Here is an 18,905-nt window from a genome sequence, read left to right as displayed (position 1 = left end):
CTCCTCGCATCCCCCTATATGAGACAGGGCAACACTTTGACATTCACTGACCTCGCGATCGACCCCGACATGGTCGACGCTCTGGCGTCGAAGGGGATCCTCGAACCTTTCCCCATCCAGACCCAGACCATCCCCCTCGCCCTCGCCGGCCAAGACATCATCGGCCAGGCCAAGACGGGTACCGGCAAGACCTTCGGCTTCGGCCTCCCGATCATCCAGCGGATCGGCCTCGACCCGACTCCCGGCGTCAAGGTGCTCGTCGTCGTCCCCACCCGCGAACTCTGCGTCCAGGTGGCCGACGACCTCGAGGTCGCCACCTCGAACCGTGCCACCAAGATCGTCAGCATCTACGGCGGCAAGGCCTACGAGGGCCAGGTCGAGCAGCTCAAGGCCGGCGCGCAGATCGTCGTGGGCACCCCCGGTCGCCTCCTCGACCTGGCCGGCCAGCGCCTCCTGAACCTCAAAGAGGTGCAAGAGGTCGTGCTCGACGAGGCCGACAAGATGCTCGACCTGGGCTTCCTCAGCGACATCGAGAAGATCTTCCAGCAGGTCCCGGCCACGCGTCACACCATGTTGTTCTCGGCGACGATGCCCGGCCCCATCGTGGCGCTGGCCCGCCGCTTCATGTCGAAGCCGATCCACATCCGCGCGACCGACCCCGACGAGGGCCTCACGCAGGCGAACATCAAGCACGTGGTCTACCGCGCCCACTCGCTCGACAAGGACGAGGTGATCGCGCGCATCCTCCAGGCCGAGGGCCGTGGCAAGACCGTCGTCTTCACCCGCACCAAGCGTGCGGCCGCCAAGCTCGTCGAAGAGCTGAACGATCGCGGCTTCAACGCGGCCGCCGTCCACGGTGACCTCAACCAAGAGCAACGCGAGCGCGCCATGGCCGCCTTCAAGGCGGGCAAGAAGGACATCCTGATCGCGACCGACGTCGCGGCCCGCGGCATCGACGTGAACGACGTCACGCACGTGATCAACCACACCGTGCCCGACGACCACGACACGTACCTGCACCGCGCCGGCCGCACCGGCCGTGCGGGCAAGACCGGCATCGCCGTCACGTTCGTCGACTGGGACGACCTGCACAAGTGGGCCCTGATCAACCGGGCGCTCGACATGGGTCAGCCCGAACCGGTCGAGACCTACTCGTCGAGCCCGCACCTCTTCGCCGACCTCGACATCCCCGCCGGCACCAAGGGGCGTCTGCGCGCGACCTCCCTGTCGGCGGTCAAGGCGGGTTCGGCCGGCTCGCGCGAGCGCACCGGCGGCCCCCAGGGCGACCGGGACAGGGGCCGTGGTCGCGGTCGCGGCGACGCTCCCGTGCGCACCTCGGGTGAGCCCTCGGCCACGGGCCGCGGCGCCGCACAGGCGTCCGACGCGACCGCTCCGGCCGGTGAGGGCTCGGGTGAGGCCCCGCGCAAGCGCAGCCGCAACCGTCGCCGTCGTCCCGCCGGCGACTCGTCGTCACAGCCCCAAGGCTGACGACCGATCCAGCACGAGACCCCCTCGACCGTCCGCGGCGAGGGGGTCTCGTGCATCCGGCACGTCACCGTCCCGGACGAGGAGGCGCGGGTCGACTCAGCCCCGGACGGGCACCCACCCGGTGGCCGCGTCGACGATCCGGTCGAGTTGCTCGGGAGCCGTGGCGTTCTCGCCCAGACGGTTGGGCTTGCCGTCGCCGTGGTAGTCGCTCGAGCCGGTCACGATGAGGTCGTACCGCCGGGCGAGCTCGAGCAGTCGCGCCTTGCCCGCCGTGGTGTTCTCGCGGTGGTCGACCTCGACGCCGAGCAGGCCGGCGTCGACCAGGGCCTCGAAGCCCTCGCTCGAGACGTTGGGCTCGCGCCCCCGGGTCGCGGGGTGGGCGATGACGGGGACTCCCCCGGCCTCGCGGATCAGGCGGACGCCGATCAGGGGGCTGGGTGCCTCGTGCGGTTCGTAGTACCCGGACCGCCAGTGCAGTATTCCCGCGAAGGCGGCGCTGCGGTCGGGTGCGTAGCCCTTCGCGACGAGGGCGTCGGCGATGTGTGGCCGGCCCAGCGTCGCCCCCGAACTGGCCTGGGCGAGGACGTCGCCCCAGGTGAGGTCGTAGTCGGCGGCGATGCGCTCGACGATGCGCTCGGCGCGGTGCAGACGGCTGTCGCGGAGGCGTGCCGTCTCGGCGACCAGACCCGGGTGCGCGGGGTCGAAGAGGTAGCCGAGCATGTGCACGCTGTTCAAGCCGAGCCGGGTGCTGAGCTCCATGCCGGGGACGAGGGTGAGTCCCGTCCCGGCGACGGCGGCCGAGGCCTCGGACCACCCGGCGGTGCTGTCGTGGTCGGTCAGGGCGACGGTGTCGAGCCCCGCCCGCACGGCCGACGCGATCAACGCCGCGGGCGCCTCGGTGCCGTCCGACACGCTCGAGTGAGTGTGCAGGTCGACCAGGCGCGTGGGCATCCCCCCATCGTAGGCGGCGCGCTTCCGAGCCGTCCGTGCGGCGCCCTACCTGCGGTCGGGGGTTCCCCTAGGCTCCAGGGGCCATGATCCGTCGTCTCGTCGCCCTCGTCTTCGTCCTCGCCGTCGCCGCCGTGCTGGTGGCCGCCCTCTGGCCCCAAGCCGTCGGGCTGCAGCGCGTCTTCCCGGTCGCTCAGGTGGTGTCGTTCCGCCTGGTCGCCGCGGCCGTGGCGATCGTCCTGACGGTGCTGTTGCTCGTGCTCGGCCTGATCGCCCGACCGATCCGGTCGTTGACGGCGAGTGCGGCCGTGCTGCTGCTCGTGTTCGGCGTCCTCTCGGCCGGCGTGGTGACGGCTCGAGGCCTCGGCCGCACCGACTTCGTCGAGAAGACGCCCACCGACGTCACCGTCCTGTCGTGGAACACGCTCGGCGCGGCGACCGGGGCCGACGCCGTGGTCGCCCTCGCCACCGAGGTCGGCGCCGACGTGATCGCCCTCCCCGAGACGCGGCAGGAGGTCGGCGTCGCCGTCGCCGAGGCCATGGCCGCCGCCGGCAAACCCATGTGGGTGCACACGGTGGCCTACGACCAGATCGCGAGCGGTCGCTCGACGACCCTGCTGATCAGCGCCGCGCTCGGCGAGTACCAGGTCGCGGTCGGCGACGACGGCACCACCGACGCGCGCACGACGCCCGTGCTCCCGACGGTCGTCGCGACGCCCGTGTCGGGCGAGGGGCCCACCATCGTCGCCGCGCACCCCGTCTCGCCGACGCCCGACAACATGGGGCAGTGGCGTGCCGGCCTCGGCTACCTCGCCGACGTCTGCCGGTCGGGTGACGTGATCATGGCAGGCGACTTCAACGCCACGCTGGACCACATGGCCGGGCTCGGCTCCGACGGTGGAGCCCTCGGCGCCTGCCGTGACACGGCCGAGGCGACCGCCAACGCCGGGGTGGGCACCTGGCCGACCGACGTCCCTCCCCTCCTCGGCGCCCCGATCGACCACGTCATGGCGACCGAGCAGTGGCTGCCGACCGGGTTCCGGGTCGTGACCGAGCTCGACGACGCCGGCAGCGACCATCGTCCGGTCGTCGCGCAGCTCAGTCGCACGGGAGCCTGACCCCGCCGACTGGGCGTCCGGCCCGTTTGGCGGGACAATGGTGGGCATGGCAGATCAGAAGGCGCCGCGCGCGACCACCAACCGCTCCACCACCCCCGGGTCGGACACGTTCAAGGACTACATCTCGTCGCAGTGGGCCGACCGCCCCGACGTCCTGCCCGAGCCGCGAGAGCAGGCGCCGTTCGCCGCCGACCGCCGCGCGCGGCTGTCCGTGCTGCACCCGGGCACCCGCCTGGTCGTGCCGGCCGGCTCCGCCAAGGTCCGCTCGAACGACTGCGACTACCCCTTCCGTGCACACTCGGCGTTCTCGCACCTGACGGGCTGGGGTTCGGACACCGTGCCCGGTTCGGTGCTCGTGCTCGAGCCCACGGCCGACGGGCACGACGCCACCCTGTACCTGCGTGCGAGCGCCGGCCGCGACTCGGACGAGTTCTACGCCAACCCCGAGATCGGCGAGTTCTGGATCGGCCCCCGCCCCTCGTTGACGCAGGTCGCCGCCGACCTGGGTCTGGCCACGCGCGACCTGGCCGACTTCGAGGCCGTGGTCGGCACGGTCGACGCCGAGACCCTCGTCGTCCGCGAAGCCGACCCCGACCTGACCCGTCGTCTCGACGCCGTCGTCGAGGCCGCAGCCGAGCAGTCCCCCGCCTCGGCGGCGGCGGGCGAGGTGACACCCGACGACGACGGCGCCCCCGGGCGGGCGACCTCCGCCGATCTCGCCCGTGACCTGAGCGAGCTCCGGCTCGTCAAGGACGCGTACGAGGTCGCCCAGATGCGCCAGGCGGTGACGGTGACGGGAAAGGGATTCACGGACGTGATCGCCGACTTCGACGACATCGTCGCGCACCCGCGCGGCGAACGCCTCGTCGAGGGCACCTTCAACCGCCGCGCCCGCGCCGACGGCAACACGGTCGGCTACGACACGATCGCCGCGTCGGGCGACCACGCCTGCGTCCTGCACTGGACCCGCAACGACGGTGTCGTGCGCGACGGCGACCTCATCCTGATCGACGCCGGCATCGAGCTCGACAGCCTCTACACGGCCGACATCACCCGCACGCTGCCCGTCTCGGGCCGGTTCACCGACGTGCAGCGCCTGGTCTACGAGGCCGTGCTCGAGGCGGCCGACGCGGCGTTCGCGATCGTGCGCCCGGGCATCGCGTTCCGCGAGATCCACGCGACGGCCATGAAGGTCATCGCCGAACGCACGGCCGAATGGGGCTTCCTGCCGGTCTCCGCCGACGAGTCGCTGAAGCCCGACCACCAGTACCACCGCCGCTACATGGTGCACGGCACGAGCCACCACCTCGGCATCGACGTGCACGACTGCGCCGCCGCCCGCCGCGACCTCTACCTCGACGGCGTCCTCGAGCCCGGCATGGTGTTCACGATCGAGCCCGGCCTGTACTTCCAGCCCGACGACCTCACCGTCCCCGAAGAGTTCCGCGGCATCGGCGTCCGCATCGAGGACGACATCCTCGTGACGGCCGACGGCGCCGAGAACNCCGACGCCGAGGGGCCCCGGGTGCATCGCACCCGGGGCCCTTCGTCCGTCCACGCCGCGATCAGCGAGGCAGGGTCATCGCCCGTCGGACGACTCGTCGCCGTCCGGCACCGACGGGTCGTCGGCATCGGCCTCGGCGGGCGTCCCGTCCCTCCGCCGACCGGTGACGATCGCCACGACCACAGCGGCGGCGGCCAGCACGACGATCGCGACCGCGATGCCGATGACGAGACCGGCGTTGACCGAGCCCGACCCGGACGTGGCCGACGGCGTCGCCACGGTGTCGTCACCCGGGGTCGCCAGGGTCGTCATCTCGGGCTCGGGCGACGCCGAGGGCGAGGCCGCGTCGGTCTCGTCACCGGTGGGCGCGCCGGATGCCCCACCCGCGCCTCCTGCACTGCCGCAGCTCGGACGGGTCGGCGAGCCGACCCCCTCGGCCGTGCCCGCGGCGGGTGCGTAGGTGAACGGGACGGCGTCCGACACGGTGTGACCGTCGGCCGAGACCGCCTGGTAGGTCATCGTGTAGGCACCGGGGGCCCCGAGCGCGACGCCGGTCGTGAGGGTGGGCCCCGAGGTGGTCGAGCAACCGTCCTCGTAGTGCAGGCCCGAGGCGTCGGTCACCTCGAGCACGTTCGAGCTGCCCGTCCCCGAGAGGTCGAGGATCACGTCGTTGAACGTGATCGACACGGTCGACGGGGACGAGTCGACGGTCGAGCCGGCGGCGGGCGTGCTGCTCACGACGTAGTCGTGCGCCGCGGCCGGGCCCGCCGGCACGAGGGCGAGGGCGAGGGTGCCGGTCGCGACGCCGAGGCCGGCGATCGCGAGGACGCCGAGGAGGCGCGGTGCCCGCAGGCGCGCGGCCGTCACGCGTCCACCCGACCGCTCGTCGAGGCACCGGACGCCGCCGCCCGGGGCCGACGGGTCAGCGCCACGACCGAGACGACGAGTGCCAGCGCACCGAGGGCGAGTCCGCCGATGCCGAGGCCGATCGCGAGCGGTCCGACCGCTGCGTCACCGGAACCCGACGCGGAGTCGCCGGAGGTGCTCAGACCCGCGGTCGTCGTGTCGTCGTCCGTCTCGTGCCCGGCGTGCTCGTCCGCCGGCGGGGCGTCGTTGACGTAGAGGGTCGGTGCGGGGTGCTCGGGCTCTTCTCCCGAGGCCGGCGTGGCGTCGGCCCAGTCGACGACCGTGCCGTCCGAGTAGCGCTGGTGGGCCGGCAGGGCGATCGACCCGGTGTCGGGCACCGCACCGGCCGAGATGACGAATTGCTGGAACTGTCCCGGGGCGATCTGCGTGTCGCCCTGGGCCGTCCAGGTCACCTGGGTCGGCGCCTCGGTGATCGTCGCGCCGTCGAGCTCGACAGGCTCGGGCAGCGTGCTGGTGGTGACCTCGGTGGTCCACCCCGGCAGGGGCTCGTAGGACACCGAGGTGAACGGGGTGTCGGTGGGCAGGTCGACGACCAGCCCGACGGTGCCGGCGGTCGCGGACTCGTTCGGCACCTTGAAGGTCAGCGTCTCGTACGAGCCGGCCTCGGCCTGGCCGGGCTCGACGTGGACGTGGGCCGAGGCCGCGAGGGGCGCGGCCAGCGCGAGCAGGGCGGCCGCGCCGAGGGCGGCGGCCGACCGGGCGACGACGACGGACGACCGGGGACGGCGGGTCGTGACGGATGCGGGGACGGTGGTGCGGTTCATGGATCTGGTCCTCTCGATCGCGAGGGCGATCGGTCTGCGGTGCATGACGATGGGGCCCGACGGCGCGGGGCGCGCACGACGGGTTCACCGACGACGGAGTCGACGGCGTGAGGGGTCAGGCAGGGCAGGGCGGACCGCGGCGGGGCCGGGCCGTGAGGTGTCGTCGTCCGGGCGGACGCGGACGGACGCCGGTCGGGGTCGAGGGGCGTCGGACGACGGGCACCTCGGGTCGGTGTCCGGCCGTCAGGAGGCGCGCGACGGTCAGACCGCGGACGGCCAGTCGGACGATGGCCCACGCGGCGCCCTCGCCCCGCCGCAAGGCGACGATCGTGACCACGGCCGCGAGGGCGTGGGCCAGCCACATGGTGGGGCCGCCCATGACCATGGCACCCGCGACCGTGCCGGACACCGACCCGTCGGTGGCCGTCGAGATCACGAGCGCCGCGTGGTGGCCGCCCGTGGCGGAGGCTCCGCCGACGCCCTCGGCACCGAGCGAGAAGAGCAGGTGGAACGCGACCTGGCTGAGCGCGACCGCGACCGCCAGCCGCACGGTCGAGAGATGCACGCCTGCCAGGGCGATCGAGACCGGCACGGCCACGGCCAGGGCGAGGACCACGCCGAGCACGCCGGGTTGCATGCCGCCGCCCGCCACGTGGGAGAAGGCCGCGACCAGGGTCGAGGCGCCGGCGGTCAGCCAACCACGCGCGAAGCGCTCGGCCCGGGTGGCCGTCGTGGAGGGGTCGCGGGGTGCCATGTCGACACCAGGGTACGTCAGCGGCGCGGGGTCTCGGGACGGGCGAGGATCTCGTGCGCCCGACCGGAGACCGCGGGGTCGACCACGATCTGGTAGTTCGAGGCGAGCACCTGGTGCGTCGAGGTGAAGTCGCGGCGACGACGCGTGACCGCGAAGCTGACGATGCCGTAGAGCATGCCGAAGCCCGCACCGAGCAGGGCGGCCGCCCCGACGGTGGCGGCGGTGGCGGTCTCGGTCGCGAAGACGAGCATGACGAGCCCGAAGAAGACGCCGAGCCAGAGTCCGGTCACGGCCCCCGCCAGCGCGGCACGCCCGTAGCTCAGCCGACCGGTGACGCGTTCGACGGTCTTGAGGTCGTTGCCGATGATCGCCAGCTGCTTGATCGGGAACTCGGCCTGCGACAACCGGTCGACCACGCGCTGGGCCTCGGGATACGTGTCGTAGGTGCCGAGCACGTCACCCCGCGGCAGGGTGGGAACCATCGGCGGGCGTCGCCCCACGGGGCCCGGGTTCGTCATCCCTGCATTAAACACGGTGCCCCTGCCGAGCCCCCGTCGGCGGCGTCGGTGCGAGCGACTAAATTGGACGCGTGAGTGCAACCAGAGTCTTCGTCGCCCGCCTGGCCGGTTGCTCCGTCTTCGACCCTGCGGGCGACAAGGTCGGCAAGGTGCGCGACGTGCTGGTGGTCTACCGCCGCACCGGGGCGCCCCGCGTGGTGGGGCTCGTCGTCGAGGTGCCCGGCAAGCGCCGGGTCTTCGTCGGCATCGGCCGCGTCACGAGCATCGGCTCGGGCCAGATCATCACGAACGGCGTCATCACCCTCCGCCGCTTCGAACAGCGGGGCGGCGAGACCCGGGTCATCGCCGACCTGCTCGGTCGTCGGGTGTCGTTCCGGCACGGTGGGGGCCACGCCACGATCGAGGACGTGGCGATCGACGAGGTGAGCGAGGGCGACTGGGAGGTCGGCCAGCTCTTCCTGCGCAAGCCCAAGACGTCGCCGTCCCCGTTCGTCAAACCGCCCACGGCGTTCGCGGCGTGGGACGACGTGGTCGAAGAGGCCGGCCCGGGCGAGGCGCAGAGCGCCGAGCACCTCATCGCCGCGTACTCCGACCTCGTGCCCGCCGACCTGGCGAACACCCTGCTCGACCTCACGCCCGAACGGCGGCTCGAGGTCGCCGGCGAACTGTCCGACGACCGTCTCGCCGACGTGCTCGAAGAGCTGCCCGAGGCCGAGCAGGTCGAGATCTTCACGGGCCTCGACGACCACCGCGCGGCGAGCGTCCTCGACCAGATGCAGCCCGACGACGCGGCCGACCTCATCGCCCAGCTGCCCGACGAGCGCACCGAGCAACTCCTCACGTTGATGGAGCCCGACGAGGCCGACGACGTGCGCATGCTGCTCAGCTACGACTCCGACACCGCCGGCGGCCTCATGACGACCGAGCCCGTCATCGTCTCGGCCGACGCGACCGTCGCCGAGGGCCTGGCCCTCATCCGTCGCCACGAGCTGGCCCCCGCGCTCGGCGCGGCCGTCTGCGTGGTCCTGCCACCCTACGAGCCGCCCACCGGCCGGTTCCTCGGCATGGTGCACTTCCAGCGGATGCTCCGCTACCCGCCGAACGAGCGCCTGGGCACGATCCTCGACCAGACCACCGAGCCGGTCCGCGTCGACGCGACGGCCCTCGAGGTCACGCGGGTCATGGCGACCTACAACCTCGTCTCGGTGCCCGTCGTCGATTCGGCCCACCGCCTGGTCGGCGTCGTCACCATCGACGACGTGCTCGACCACGTGCTGCCCGACGACTGGCGCAGTCAAGACCCCGACCAACCCCTGACCGCGAGCCGACCGCGTGGTCGCGCCCGTCGCCCGGCGATCGGTCAGAGCACGAGGAGCGACGATGGCCCGCGATAACCGCAACGACGTCCGCCTCGACGCTCCGAAGGGTCTGCGCACCAGGGTCCTGCCCGGGCGGAAGCGGGTCAGCAGCGACCGTTTCGGCCGGGCCACCGAGTCCATCGCCCGCGGCATGGGCACGCCCTACTTCCTGATCGCCCTCACCCTGTTCTGCGTCGTCTGGATGATCTACAACACGGTCGCTCCCGTCGACATCCGGTTCGACAGCGCCGCCATCGGATTCACGGCCCTGACGCTGATCCTCTCGCTGCAGGCGTCGTACGCCGCTCCCCTGATCCTGCTCGCGCAGAACCGTCAGGACGACCGCGACCGTGTGCAGTTCGAACAGGACCGCCAGCGCGCCGAGCGCAACCTGGCCGACACCGAGTACCTGGCCCGCGAGGTCGTCGCCCTCCGCATCGCGATCCGCGACATGGCGAGCAAGGACTTCATCCGGGCCGAGCTGCGCTCGCTGCTCGACGAGCTCGACCGCCGCGACGACGACGAGCCCTCCGGGGTCGAGGCGACCCGCGCCTCCTCGTCCCCCTCGCGACGCGAGGCCCGGCGCGACGGGCACCGTGGCTGAGCCGGCACCGGCACCCCGGCCGCCGGTGCCGACGCCGGACGACGTCCGCCGTGCGCTCGGTCGCGTGCTCGACCCCGAGATCCGCAAGCCCGTCACCGAGCTCGACATGATCGGCGACGTCGCCGTCGACGCAGGAGGCGCGGCGACGGTGGCCGTGAAGCTCACGATCGTGGGCTGTCCCGCCGCCGACACGATCGAACGCGACGTCCGCGAGGCCACCGCCTCGGTGGCCGGCGTCACCGCCGTCACCGTCGACGTGACCGTCATGACCAAGGACGAACGACACGCCCTCACCGAGAAGCTCCGGGCGGGCCGGGCGGCGCGGGGCATGCAGTTCGGGCCCGACACGCTGACCCGGGTGTACGCCGTCACGAGCGGCAAGGGCGGTGTCGGCAAGTCCACCGTCACCGCGAACCTCGCCGTCGCCCTCGCGGCCCGCGGCCTGGCGGTCGGCATCGTCGACGCCGACGTCTACGGCTTCAGCATCCCCGGGTTGCTGGGCCTCGTCGGCCCCGACGGCGCGTCCGTCAAGCCGACCCGCGTCGACGACATGATCCTGCCCCCCGTGGCCCACGGCGTGAAGGTCATCTCGATCGGCATGTTCGTCGACGACGCCTCGACGGCGGTCGCCTGGCGGGGTCCGATGCTGCACCGCACGATCCAGCAGTTCCTCACCGACGTGTACTTCGGCGACCTCGACGTCCTGCTGCTCGACCTGCCTCCCGGCACGGGCGACGTCGCCATCTCGGTGGGGCAGTTGCTGCCGCACGCCGAGGTGCTGGTCGTCACGACGCCCCAACCGGCCGCCGCCGACGTCGCCGAGCGCAGCGGGCTCGTGGCGCGCCAGACGGGTCAGCGGTTGCTCGGGGTGGTCGAGAACATGGCGGGCCTGCCGCAGTCCGACGGCAGCGTGCTCGAGCTCTTCGGGTCGGGCGGTGGCGCCGAGACGGCACGCCGACTGTCGACCGGGCAAGAGGCCGAGGTGCCGTTGCTCGCCAGCGTGCCGCTGAGCCTGGGCCTGCGGCAGGGCGGTGACGACGGCGTCCCGGTCGTGCTCGCCGCTCCCGACGATCCCGCGGCCGCGGCCATCGACGACTTGGCGGGCCGACTGGCCGTGCGGGCACGCGGTCTGGCGGGCCGCAAGCTCGGACTCAGCGTCAGCTGACCTCCGGCCCGACTCCCGGAACCGCAGAAAGGGCACCTCGCGTGGCGAGGTGCCCTTTCGTCACAGCGTCTCGCCCGGGGGCGGCGACGTGCTCGTGCCGCACCCCAGCACAGGGGCGGCAGACGCGGTGACGGCACGCTCAGGAGGGAGACGAGCCTGTCACCGCGAAGTCGACTACGACCAGCGGTTGTAGGTCTTGGTCGGGATGGCGCGGAAGCCGTCGCGGGCGACCGAGACGAGCGAGCCGGCGATTCCGACGACTGCGGCGATGATGAGGACGATGATTCCGGTGAGCATGGGGGACTCTTTCTGGCGCGGTTCGGCGCGCGGTTCTGCGTGGTGGGATGGATTCGCCACCGAGCCCGGGACCAGGTCGACCGGAGCTCGGGAGCGCTACGACGCGCTCCGGGGACTCTTCAATGATGCGCCTCGGGAAGCGGTAGATCAATCTCACGTTTCTACCGAAACAGAGTAGTTTTGCTACATGGATGTCAAGCGCCTCGAACTCCTCCGCGAACTCGCCGAACGAGGCAGCGTGGCCGCCGTCGCCCGGGCCACCCACCGCACCCCGAGCGCCGTCTCGCAGCAGCTCAAGGTGCTCGAGCGCGAAGCAGGGGTCGCACTGACCGAGCGGGTGGGACGCGGCATCGTGCTCACCGGCTCCGGGCGCGTGCTGGCCCAGACGGCCACCGACGTCGCCGTCGCACTCGAACGCGCCCAGGCGGTCTGGGACGACTTCGTCGCGACCCCCCAGGGCGAGGTCACGCTGGCCACCTTTCCCACGGGCGGGCAGATGCTGCTGCCGGGCCTGCTGCGCACGGTGGCCGAGACCCCGGGCCTGGTGGTCGTCGCGAGCGACCACGACCCGTCGATCCGTGAGTTCCCCGAACTGGCCGCCGACCACGACGTCGTCGTCGCGCACTCGTCCGACGACAAGCCCTGGCCCGGCCGTGGACTCGTCACCGTCCCGCTGCTGACCGAACCCCTCGACATCGCCCTGCCCGCCGACCACCGACTGGCCGGTCGCGCCTCGCTCGCGCCCGGCGACCTCGAGGGAGAGAACTGGATCGGCGTGCCGCACGACTTCCCGTTCGAGTGGGTCTACCGCGAGATCGAGCGGGTGACCGGCAGCCCCGTCCGTGTCGCCCAACGCTTCAGCGACACCAAGGTGACCGAGTCGCTCGTCGGAGCCGGCCTCGGCATCGCCGTGCTGCCGCGCTTCACGGCCAAGGACGCCCGTGACGACATGGTGCTCGTGCCCCTCGAGAGCATCCGGGCAGTGCGCTGGGTGTCGGCCGTGATGCGGCGCGACCGGGCCGAGCGCCCCTCCGTCCGGCGGGTCGTCGATGCGCTCCGCGCCGAGGCCTCCCGCGTGGCGGCGCTGCACGGCGGCGTCTGACCCGTCGCCGGGGCAACCGTGCACGAGGCCGGAGGGGCGACCGGGCGCCGGATCAGGAGGCGCGGCGCGGCAAGAGCGTCAGGTCGCCTCGGAGTCGTAGGGCGGCACCTCGCCCGTCGCCAAGGGCACGACCTGAGCGGAGGAGCGGCCCCCGGGCAACCCTGCGGACACCGCCGCGGCTGCGGCACCGGCCGTCGCCATGCTCGGCGCCGAAGGCTTGGGAGCGGCGTCCGTGCCGTCCAGCAGCGCGTCGCGGATGATGCGACGCGGATCGTACTGGCGCGGGTCGAGCTTCTGCCACTCGACGTCGTCGAACTCGGGGCCCATCTCGTCGCGCATGCGGGTCTTCGCGCCGTTGGCCATGTCCCGCACCGTCCGGACGAGCTGGGCGAGCTTCGAGGCGTAACCGGGCAGCCGTTCGGGACCGAGCAGGAAGACCGCGAGCACACCGATGATGAGCAGCTTGTCGAACGTCAGACCGAACATGGACACGCATGCAGACTAACCGGTGACGACTCGGGGAACCCCCTAGAGTTGGCCTTTCGAGGAGTGGGTGTGTCGCAGATAGAGTCAAGTTGGAAGTTCGCGGAAGAACTCGTCACCGAGAGCGACGCGATCGCCGAGGCTCGACAGCATTCGCTCGAGGTCGGCGTCGAAGCCGTCTCACCGGCGGTCGGTGCCCAGCTCGCTGTCGTCGCCGCCGCCTCGAACGCCTCGTCGATCATCGAGGTCGGTACGGGCCTGGGCGTGAGCGGGCTCTGGCTGCTCTCGGGCGCCCCCGGTGCCGTCCTGACGACCATCGACCGTGAGATCGAGCACCAGCAGGCCGCCCGCGACGCCTACCTGCAGGCGGGGGTCCCGGCCAGCCGGTTCCGCCTGATCGCGGGCCGCGCAGCCGACGTGCTGCCTCGCATGAACGAGAACTCGTACGACATCGTCTTCGTCGACGCCGACCCCGGTTCGGTCATCGAGTACGTCGAGCACGGCCTGCGACTCGCCCGTCCCGGCGGACTCGTCCTCGTCGCGCACGCGCTCTGGCACGGCAGGGTGGCCAATCCCGCCGTCCGCGACGCCACGACCACGGGCTTCCGCACCTTGCTGACCGAGGTGTCGACCTCACCGGCCGTGATCAGTTCGCTCTCGACCGCGGGCGACGGCCTGCTCTCGCTCGTCAAGCGCTGAGACGCTCGCGCCCGGCGACGCACGCGAGCGCAGGGGCTGGCAGCGGACGGCGGGCACGCGCACGAACGCCCCGCGCGTCGCAGGTGCGACGGGCGGGGCGTCCGGGGCTATTAAGGAGGTGGCCGACTAGGCGCTCACGACGCCGGCGAGGGCGTCGTGCAACTCTTTGGCTTCGTCGTCGTTGACCGACACCACGAGGCGTCCCCCACCCTCGAGCGGAACACGCACGATGATGAGACGGCCCTCCTTAACGGCTTCCATAGGCCCGTCGCCGGTCCTCGGCTTCATGGCTGCCATCAGATAGTCCCCTTTCGCAAGATGCTGGACCCATTATCCGTGATTTCCAGCCCCCGACCTAAACGACGCCGTTCGACCACCGATCACGGCGGCGTCCAGTCGTACCCGTTCACCCACCAGCAGTAGTAGAGCCACACCCACTGGGCGGCCACGAACACGGCGACGAGCAGCACTCGGTAGACCTTCGACCGTGGCACCGCGAGCACGCCCAGCAACGGGAAGAGCGGCATCAACAGCCGGAAGGTGCTGGACTGCGGGAAGAACACGGCCAGCAGGTAGAGCGCGTAGGCGACACCCCAGAGCCTCAGGTCGACACTCGTCCTGCGCGCCCACGGCGACAGCATCAGGGCCGTGAAGGCGAGGACCGACAGGACGAGCAAGGCGATGCCGGAACCACCCGGAAACCACCAGTTCGCCCCGTCGACCCAGGGGGTGAACGGCACCAGCGGCCCGTAGCCGATGTACGGCGCCCGCCAGGCGAGCTCGGTCTCGGTGTAGGCACCCGGCACGCCGGTCACCGCTCCGGCGACGACGAGCCAGGCGATGCCGAACACGGCCGTGGTCGCGGCGACCGCCGCCACACGGACCCGCTCGCGCACCGGGAAGGGGTCGTCGTGCCGCCGCCACCACCGCAACAGCCCGTGCAGTCCGATCGCGAGGGCGAGCGGAAGCGCCCCTGGCCGCGTGAACGACATGACCAGCACGACCGGCAGCATCGCCAGGTACTGTCGCCGCACCAGCAGGAGCAGGCTCGCGCAGAGCAGCAGCAGGAACATCGACTCGGCGTAGGCCACCTGCAGCAGCGGCGACAGGGGCGCCACACAGAACAGGACGACCGCGAACAAAGAGGTCGACTCGGACAGCGAGTGCCGCATGAGGCGGTAGAACAGCAGAGCCGTCCCCGCGGCGCAGGCGACCGACACGACGACCGCGAGCGTCGCGAAGGGCAGGCCGGTCAGGGCCATCAGCCCACGGACGACGAACGGGTAGACGGGCATGAACGCCCAGGCGTTCTCGCCCACGTGACCGTCGCCGGTGATCGGCAGGTCGCTCGGGTACCCCACCACGGCGATGATGTAGTACCAGTGACCGTCCCAGATGGTGGCGAAGCTGCCGTAGTCGGGGCTCGCGAGGGTCCACGCGTTGGCCTGCTGGGCGCCGGCGAAGGTGAGCAGGGCGACCGTGCTGACGACGCGTGACAGCACGAACACCACGAGCACGCGCGCCCACCACGGCGTGAGGCGGTAGCGCAGCACGAGACTCCTCGACGGCGAGATCGGTCGTCGGGGGGCGTGACTCGGGAGCGGGGACGAGGAGGCGCGGCTCGCCTCGTCGACGGTCAGTTCGTCAGCCACGCCCGCAGTCCGCGCTCGTTGTCGAGGATCTGCTGCACGGGCACGCGCTCGTCGTCGTGGTGGGCCAGCATCGGGTCGCCGGGACCGTAGTTGACGGCGGGCACGCCGAGGGCGGAGAAGCGCGCGACGTCCGTCCAGCCGTACTTGGGCTTGGCCTCGCCGCCGACGGCGCGCAGGAACTGCTGCGCCAGCGGGGCGTCCAGGCCGGGCCGGGCGCCGGGGGCGAGGTCGACGATCGTGACGTCGAAGCCCTCGAAGAGTTCGCGCACGTGGGCGACGGCCTCGTCGGCGCTGCGGCTCGGGGCGAAGCGGTAGTTGACGTGCACCATGCACTCGTCGGGGATGACGTTGCCGGCCACGCCACCCGTGATGCCGACGGCGTTGAGGCCCTCGCGGTAGACGAGCCCGTCGACCTCGACCTCGCGCGCCTCGTAGGCCGCCAGCACGTCGAGGATCGGCGCGGCCTTGTGGATGGCGTTGTCGCCCACCCACGACCGCGCGCTGTGCGACCGGGCGCCGAAGGTGCGGATCTCGGCGCGCAGGTTGCCGTTGCAGCCGCCCTCGACCCCGCTGTTGCTCGGTTCGCCGAGGACGGCGAAGTCGCCGGCCAGCAGGTCGGGCCGGAGGCGTGCGAGGCGTCCCAGACCGTTCAGCGCGTCGGAGACCTCTTCGTGGTCGTACCAGACCCACGTGACGTCGACGTTCGGTTCGGTCAGCTCGACCGCGAGTCGGAGGTGGACGGCGCAGCCTGCCTTCATGTCGACCGTCCCCCGGCCCCACAGGTACTCGACGTCGCCCTCGGTCTCGTAGCGCGTGGGGACGTTGTCGTTGACGGGCACGGTGTCGACGTGACCGGCGATCACGACCCGCGAGTCCCGGCCCAGCCGTGTCCGAGCGACGATCGCGTCACCGTCGCGGAACAGCTCGAGGTGGTCGCAACCGTCGAGCGTGGCCCAGATCTCGTCGGCGACGCGACGTTCGTCGCCCGACTCGGACCGGATGTCGCAGAGCTGCTTCGTGACGTCGACGGGCGAGACGGAGAGGTCGATCGGTGCCATGCGGGCGAGTTTACGGGCCGACGGCACGGGTCGCCTCCAACCGGGTCGTCGGCGGCTGCCGATACGCTCGGGTCCATGACTTCCGACGCCACCGCCACCGCCCCGACCCGCGCCTACGGGTACGGCCTCGCGACCGTCTCGCACGACGGCACCACGCTCGACACCTGGTTCCCCTCCCCTCGGCTCGGCGCCCTGCCGGCCGACCGCGACCCCGAGATCGTCCCGGGCGAGCTGGCCGACGCCGCCGGGCCCGACGAGCGCCGCGCGGTGGACCTCGTCCCGGTGACCGTCGAGATCGACCTGAGCGCGCCTCCTGCGTCCACCCCCGACGCGTACCTCCGCCTGCACCTGCTCAGCCACCTGCTGGTGAAGCCCAACACGATCAACCTCGACGGCGTGTTCGCGCACCTGCCGATCGTCACCTGGACCAACGCCGGGCCGGTCCACCCCGACGACTTCGCGCGCCTGCGTCCGACGCTGCAGCGTGCGGGCATCGTCGCGACCGGCATCGACAAGTTCCCGCGCATGCTCGACTACGTCTCACCCGACCGAGTCCGCATCGCCGACGCCTCGCGGGTGCGGCTCGGTGCGCACCTGGCCCCGGGCACCACGGTCATGCACGAGGGCTTCGTGAACTTCAACGCCGGCACCCTCGGGTCGTCCATGGTCGAGGGCCGCATCTCGCAGGGCGTCGTCGTGGGTGACGGGTCCGACATCGGTGGTGGCGCCTCGATCATGGGCACGCTGTCGGGGGGCGGCACCCAGCGGGTCACCATCGGTGCCCGTGCCCTGCTCGGCGCCAACGCCGGCATCGGCATCGCAATCGGCGACGACACCGTCGTCGAGGCCGGTCTCTACGTGACGGCGGGCACCAAGGTCGTCGTCGTGGGCGGCACCCCCACCAACGACGGCTCGCCGCAGACCGTCAAGGCGGTCGAGCTCTCGGGCCAGCCCGGGCTGCTCTTCCGCCGCAACTCGCTGACCGGCGCCGTCGAGGTGCTGCCCCGCAAGGGCCACGGCATCACGCTGAACTCGCAGCTGCACGCGTAGCCGGGCGGGGCAGCAGCACCACGCCCCCGCAACGCCGGAAGATGGGCACCACGCCGGGTCATCGCCTGGCATGGTGCCCATCTACCGGTGTGGCAGCCGATCGCCCCGACGGGTCAGCGCTGCGGCCAGTCGCGCTCGGTCGCGCCCAGGTACAACTGCTGGGGGCGGCCGATCTTGGTCGTCGGGTCGGTGTTCATCTCGCGCCAGTGGGCGATCCAGCCGGGCAGGCGTCCGATCGCGAAGAGCACGGTGAACATGCGCGGCGGGAACCCCATCGCCTTGTAGATGACGCCCGTGTAGAAGTCGACGTTCGGGTAGAGCTTGCGCTCGACGAAGTAGTCGTCGGCCAGGGCGATGCCCTCGAGCTCCATCGCGATGTCGAGCAGGTCGTCCTTCACGCCGAGCGACTCGAGCACCTCGGTGGCGCTCTCTTTGACCAGTTTGGCGCGCGGGTCGTAGTTCTTGTAGACGCGGTGCCCGAAGCCCATCAGCTTGACGCCGGCCTCTTTGTTCTTGACCCGCTCGACGAAGCGTTCGACGCCCTGGCCGCTGTCGCGGATCTCGGCGAGCATCTTGAGGACGGCCTCGTTGGCCCCGCCGTGCAGCGGCCCGTAGAGGGCGCTGATGCCGGCCGAGATCGACGAGAACATGTTGGCCTGCGTCGAGCCGACGAGACGCACGGTCGAGGTCGACGCGTTCTGTTCGTGGTCCTCGTGGAGGATGAGCAGGCGCTCGAGCGCCTTCGACAGGACGGGGTTCACCTCGTACGGCTCGGCCATCGTGCCGAAGTTCAGCTTGAGGAAGTTGTCGACGAAGCTGAGCGAGTTGTCAGGGTAGAGGAACGCCTGGCCGAGGCTCTTCTTGTGCGCGTAGGCGGCGATGACCGGCAGCTTGGCCAGCAGTCGCACGGTCTGCAGCTCGACCTGCTCGGGGTCGTGCACGCTCATGCTGTCTTCGTAGAACGTCGACAGGGCACCGACCGCGCTCGACAGCACCGACATGGGGTGGGCGTTGTGCGGCAGGGCGTCGAAGAAGCGACGCAGGTCTTCGTGCAGCAGCGTGTGCCGCCGGATGCGCGCGTCGAAGTCGGCGAGCTGGTCGGGGGTGGGCAGTTCGCCGTAGATCAACAGCCAGGCCGTCTCGAGGTAGGTCGAGTTCTCGGCGACTTGTTCGATCGGGTAGCCCCGGTAGCGCAGGATGCCCTGATCACCGTCGATGTAGGTGATCGTGCTTCGGGCATTGGAGGTGTTCACGAATCCCGTGTCGAGGGTCGTGTAACCGGTCTGCTTGGTGAACGTCGAGATGTCGATCGACGAGGCACCTTCGGTGCTCGCGACGATCGGGAACTCGGCTGTTCCCCCCGGGAACTGCAGCGTGGCCTTCTGGGCGTCGTTGGCAGTGTCAGTCACCCGGTCA

Annotated in this window: 19 protein-coding genes and 1 pseudogene; 9 read left to right on the top strand and 11 right to left on the bottom strand. The window is 71.5% G+C overall.

Annotated features, from left to right (window positions below; all coding sequences use genetic code 11):
• Positions 1-36: 36 nt before the first annotated feature.
• Complete coding sequence (locus IFT88_RS05435; protein ID WP_043595514.1) at positions 37-1,488, top strand: DEAD/DEAH box helicase; 1,452 nt, start codon at positions 37-39, stop codon at positions 1,486-1,488.
• Positions 1,489-1,584: 96 nt separating this feature from the next.
• On the opposite strand, the gene IFT88_RS05430 is transcribed toward IFT88_RS05435, so the two are convergent.
• A complete protein-coding gene (locus IFT88_RS05430; RefSeq protein WP_192119263.1) occupies positions 1,585-2,439 on the bottom strand; it encodes a PHP domain-containing protein in 855 nt (284 codons plus the stop codon).
• Between the two features lie 83 nt (positions 2,440-2,522).
• Between IFT88_RS05430 and IFT88_RS05425 the strand changes: the two genes are divergently transcribed.
• Together IFT88_RS05425 and IFT88_RS05420 are read left to right on the top strand one after the other, a co-directional pair.
• Positions 2,523-3,554 carry an endonuclease/exonuclease/phosphatase family protein gene (locus IFT88_RS05425; RefSeq protein WP_192119261.1) on the top strand — a complete coding sequence of 344 codons (1,032 nt, stop codon included), beginning with the start codon at positions 2,523-2,525 and terminating at the stop codon, positions 3,552-3,554.
• Positions 3,555-3,600: 46 nt separating this feature from the next.
• Positions 3,601-5,058, top strand: a pseudogene (locus IFT88_RS05420) (aminopeptidase P family protein); the annotation flags it as partial.
• Between the two features lie 75 nt (positions 5,059-5,133).
• Here the strand turns inward: IFT88_RS05420 and IFT88_RS05415 are convergent.
• The 4 genes from IFT88_RS05415 to IFT88_RS05400 all read right to left on the bottom strand — a co-directional run bounded on the left by IFT88_RS05415 (position 5,134) and on the right by IFT88_RS05400 (position 8,021).
• Positions 5,134-5,925: a copper resistance CopC family protein gene (locus tag IFT88_RS05415; RefSeq protein WP_342212073.1), complete on the bottom strand. Its 792-nt coding sequence runs from the start codon at positions 5,923-5,925 to the stop codon at positions 5,134-5,136.
• A complete protein-coding gene (locus IFT88_RS05410) occupies positions 5,922-6,749 on the bottom strand; it encodes a YcnI family copper-binding membrane protein (protein ID WP_192119259.1) in 828 nt (275 codons plus the stop codon). Before IFT88_RS05410 ends, IFT88_RS05415 begins: the two co-directional genes overlap by 4 nt.
• A gap of 115 nt (positions 6,750-6,864) precedes the next feature.
• Positions 6,865-7,503: a hypothetical protein gene (locus tag IFT88_RS05405; RefSeq protein ID WP_192119257.1), complete on the bottom strand. Its 639-nt coding sequence runs from the start codon at positions 7,501-7,503 to the stop codon at positions 6,865-6,867.
• 17 nt (positions 7,504-7,520) lie between these two features.
• The gene (locus IFT88_RS05400; RefSeq protein WP_137848078.1) at positions 7,521-8,021 is read right to left on the bottom strand and encodes a general stress protein; all 501 of its coding nucleotides are present in this window, start codon (positions 8,019-8,021) and stop codon (positions 7,521-7,523) included.
• 71 nt (positions 8,022-8,092) lie between these two features.
• Here IFT88_RS05400 and IFT88_RS05395 point away from each other — a divergent pair, with 71 nt between their 5' ends.
• Genes IFT88_RS05395 through IFT88_RS05385 form a run of 3 tightly spaced genes read left to right on the top strand, consistent with a single transcriptional unit; the run spans position 8,093 to position 11,148 of the window.
• Positions 8,093-9,415, top strand: coding sequence for a magnesium transporter MgtE N-terminal domain-containing protein (locus tag IFT88_RS05395; protein WP_043595448.1), 1,323 nt, complete (start codon positions 8,093-8,095; stop codon positions 9,413-9,415).
• Entirely contained in the window at positions 9,402-9,983 is a 582-nt protein-coding gene (locus IFT88_RS05390; protein WP_043595450.1) for a DUF1003 domain-containing protein, read from the top strand. Before IFT88_RS05395 ends, IFT88_RS05390 begins: the two co-directional genes overlap by 14 nt.
• Positions 9,976-11,148: an Mrp/NBP35 family ATP-binding protein gene (locus tag IFT88_RS05385; protein ID WP_342212072.1), complete on the top strand. Its 1,173-nt coding sequence runs from the start codon at positions 9,976-9,978 to the stop codon at positions 11,146-11,148. The genes IFT88_RS05390 and IFT88_RS05385 overlap by 8 nt, the downstream gene beginning before the upstream one ends.
• 174 nt (positions 11,149-11,322) lie before the next feature.
• On the opposite strand, the gene IFT88_RS17355 is transcribed toward IFT88_RS05385, so the two are convergent.
• Positions 11,323-11,445, bottom strand: a complete 123-nt coding sequence (locus IFT88_RS17355) for a hypothetical protein (RefSeq protein ID WP_255349708.1) — start codon at positions 11,443-11,445, stop codon at positions 11,323-11,325.
• Between the two features lie 187 nt (positions 11,446-11,632).
• Between IFT88_RS17355 and IFT88_RS05380 the strand changes: the two genes are divergently transcribed.
• Complete coding sequence (locus IFT88_RS05380; RefSeq protein ID WP_056048675.1) at positions 11,633-12,547, top strand: LysR family transcriptional regulator; 915 nt, start codon at positions 11,633-11,635, stop codon at positions 12,545-12,547.
• A 78-nt stretch (positions 12,548-12,625) separates the two neighbouring features.
• Here IFT88_RS05380 and IFT88_RS05375 read toward each other — a convergent pair whose 3' ends face one another.
• Entirely contained in the window at positions 12,626-13,033 is a 408-nt protein-coding gene (locus IFT88_RS05375) for a hypothetical protein (RefSeq protein ID WP_056229273.1), read from the bottom strand.
• A gap of 69 nt (positions 13,034-13,102) precedes the next feature.
• Between IFT88_RS05375 and IFT88_RS05370 the strand changes: the two genes are divergently transcribed.
• Positions 13,103-13,729, top strand: coding sequence for an O-methyltransferase (locus IFT88_RS05370; protein WP_043595523.1), 627 nt, complete (start codon positions 13,103-13,105; stop codon positions 13,727-13,729).
• Positions 13,730-13,855: 126 nt separating this feature from the next.
• On the opposite strand, the gene IFT88_RS05365 is transcribed toward IFT88_RS05370, so the two are convergent.
• The 3 genes from IFT88_RS05365 to dapE all read right to left on the bottom strand — a co-directional run bounded on the left by IFT88_RS05365 (position 13,856) and on the right by dapE (position 16,439).
• On the bottom strand, positions 13,856-14,026 hold the full coding sequence (locus IFT88_RS05365) for a DUF3117 domain-containing protein (RefSeq protein WP_071256769.1): 171 nt from the start codon (positions 14,024-14,026) through the stop codon (positions 13,856-13,858).
• Between the two features lie 83 nt (positions 14,027-14,109).
• The gene (locus IFT88_RS05360; protein WP_342212071.1) at positions 14,110-15,381 is read right to left on the bottom strand and encodes a hypothetical protein; all 1,272 of its coding nucleotides are present in this window, start codon (positions 15,379-15,381) and stop codon (positions 14,110-14,112) included.
• Positions 15,366-16,439 (bottom strand): succinyl-diaminopimelate desuccinylase, encoded by a 1,074-nt coding sequence (dapE, locus tag IFT88_RS05355; RefSeq protein ID WP_192119255.1) that lies wholly within the window; start codon positions 16,437-16,439, stop codon positions 15,366-15,368. The genes IFT88_RS05360 and dapE overlap by 16 nt, the downstream gene beginning before the upstream one ends.
• A 75-nt stretch (positions 16,440-16,514) precedes the next feature.
• Between dapE and dapD the strand changes: the two genes are divergently transcribed.
• Entirely contained in the window at positions 16,515-17,489 is a 975-nt protein-coding gene (dapD, locus tag IFT88_RS05350; protein ID WP_192119253.1) for a 2,3,4,5-tetrahydropyridine-2,6-dicarboxylate N-succinyltransferase, read from the top strand.
• A gap of 113 nt (positions 17,490-17,602) precedes the next feature.
• Here dapD and IFT88_RS05345 read toward each other — a convergent pair whose 3' ends face one another.
• A complete protein-coding gene (locus IFT88_RS05345) occupies positions 17,603-18,898 on the bottom strand; it encodes a citrate synthase (RefSeq protein ID WP_082060022.1) in 1,296 nt (431 codons plus the stop codon).
• Between the last annotated feature and the right edge of the window lie 7 nt (positions 18,899-18,905).

The organism is Frigoribacterium sp. CFBP 8751, from assembly GCF_014841545.1.
GTDB lineage: Bacteria > Actinomycetota > Actinomycetes > Actinomycetales > Microbacteriaceae > Frigoribacterium.
This window is presented reverse-complemented; position numbering and strand designations above follow the sequence as displayed.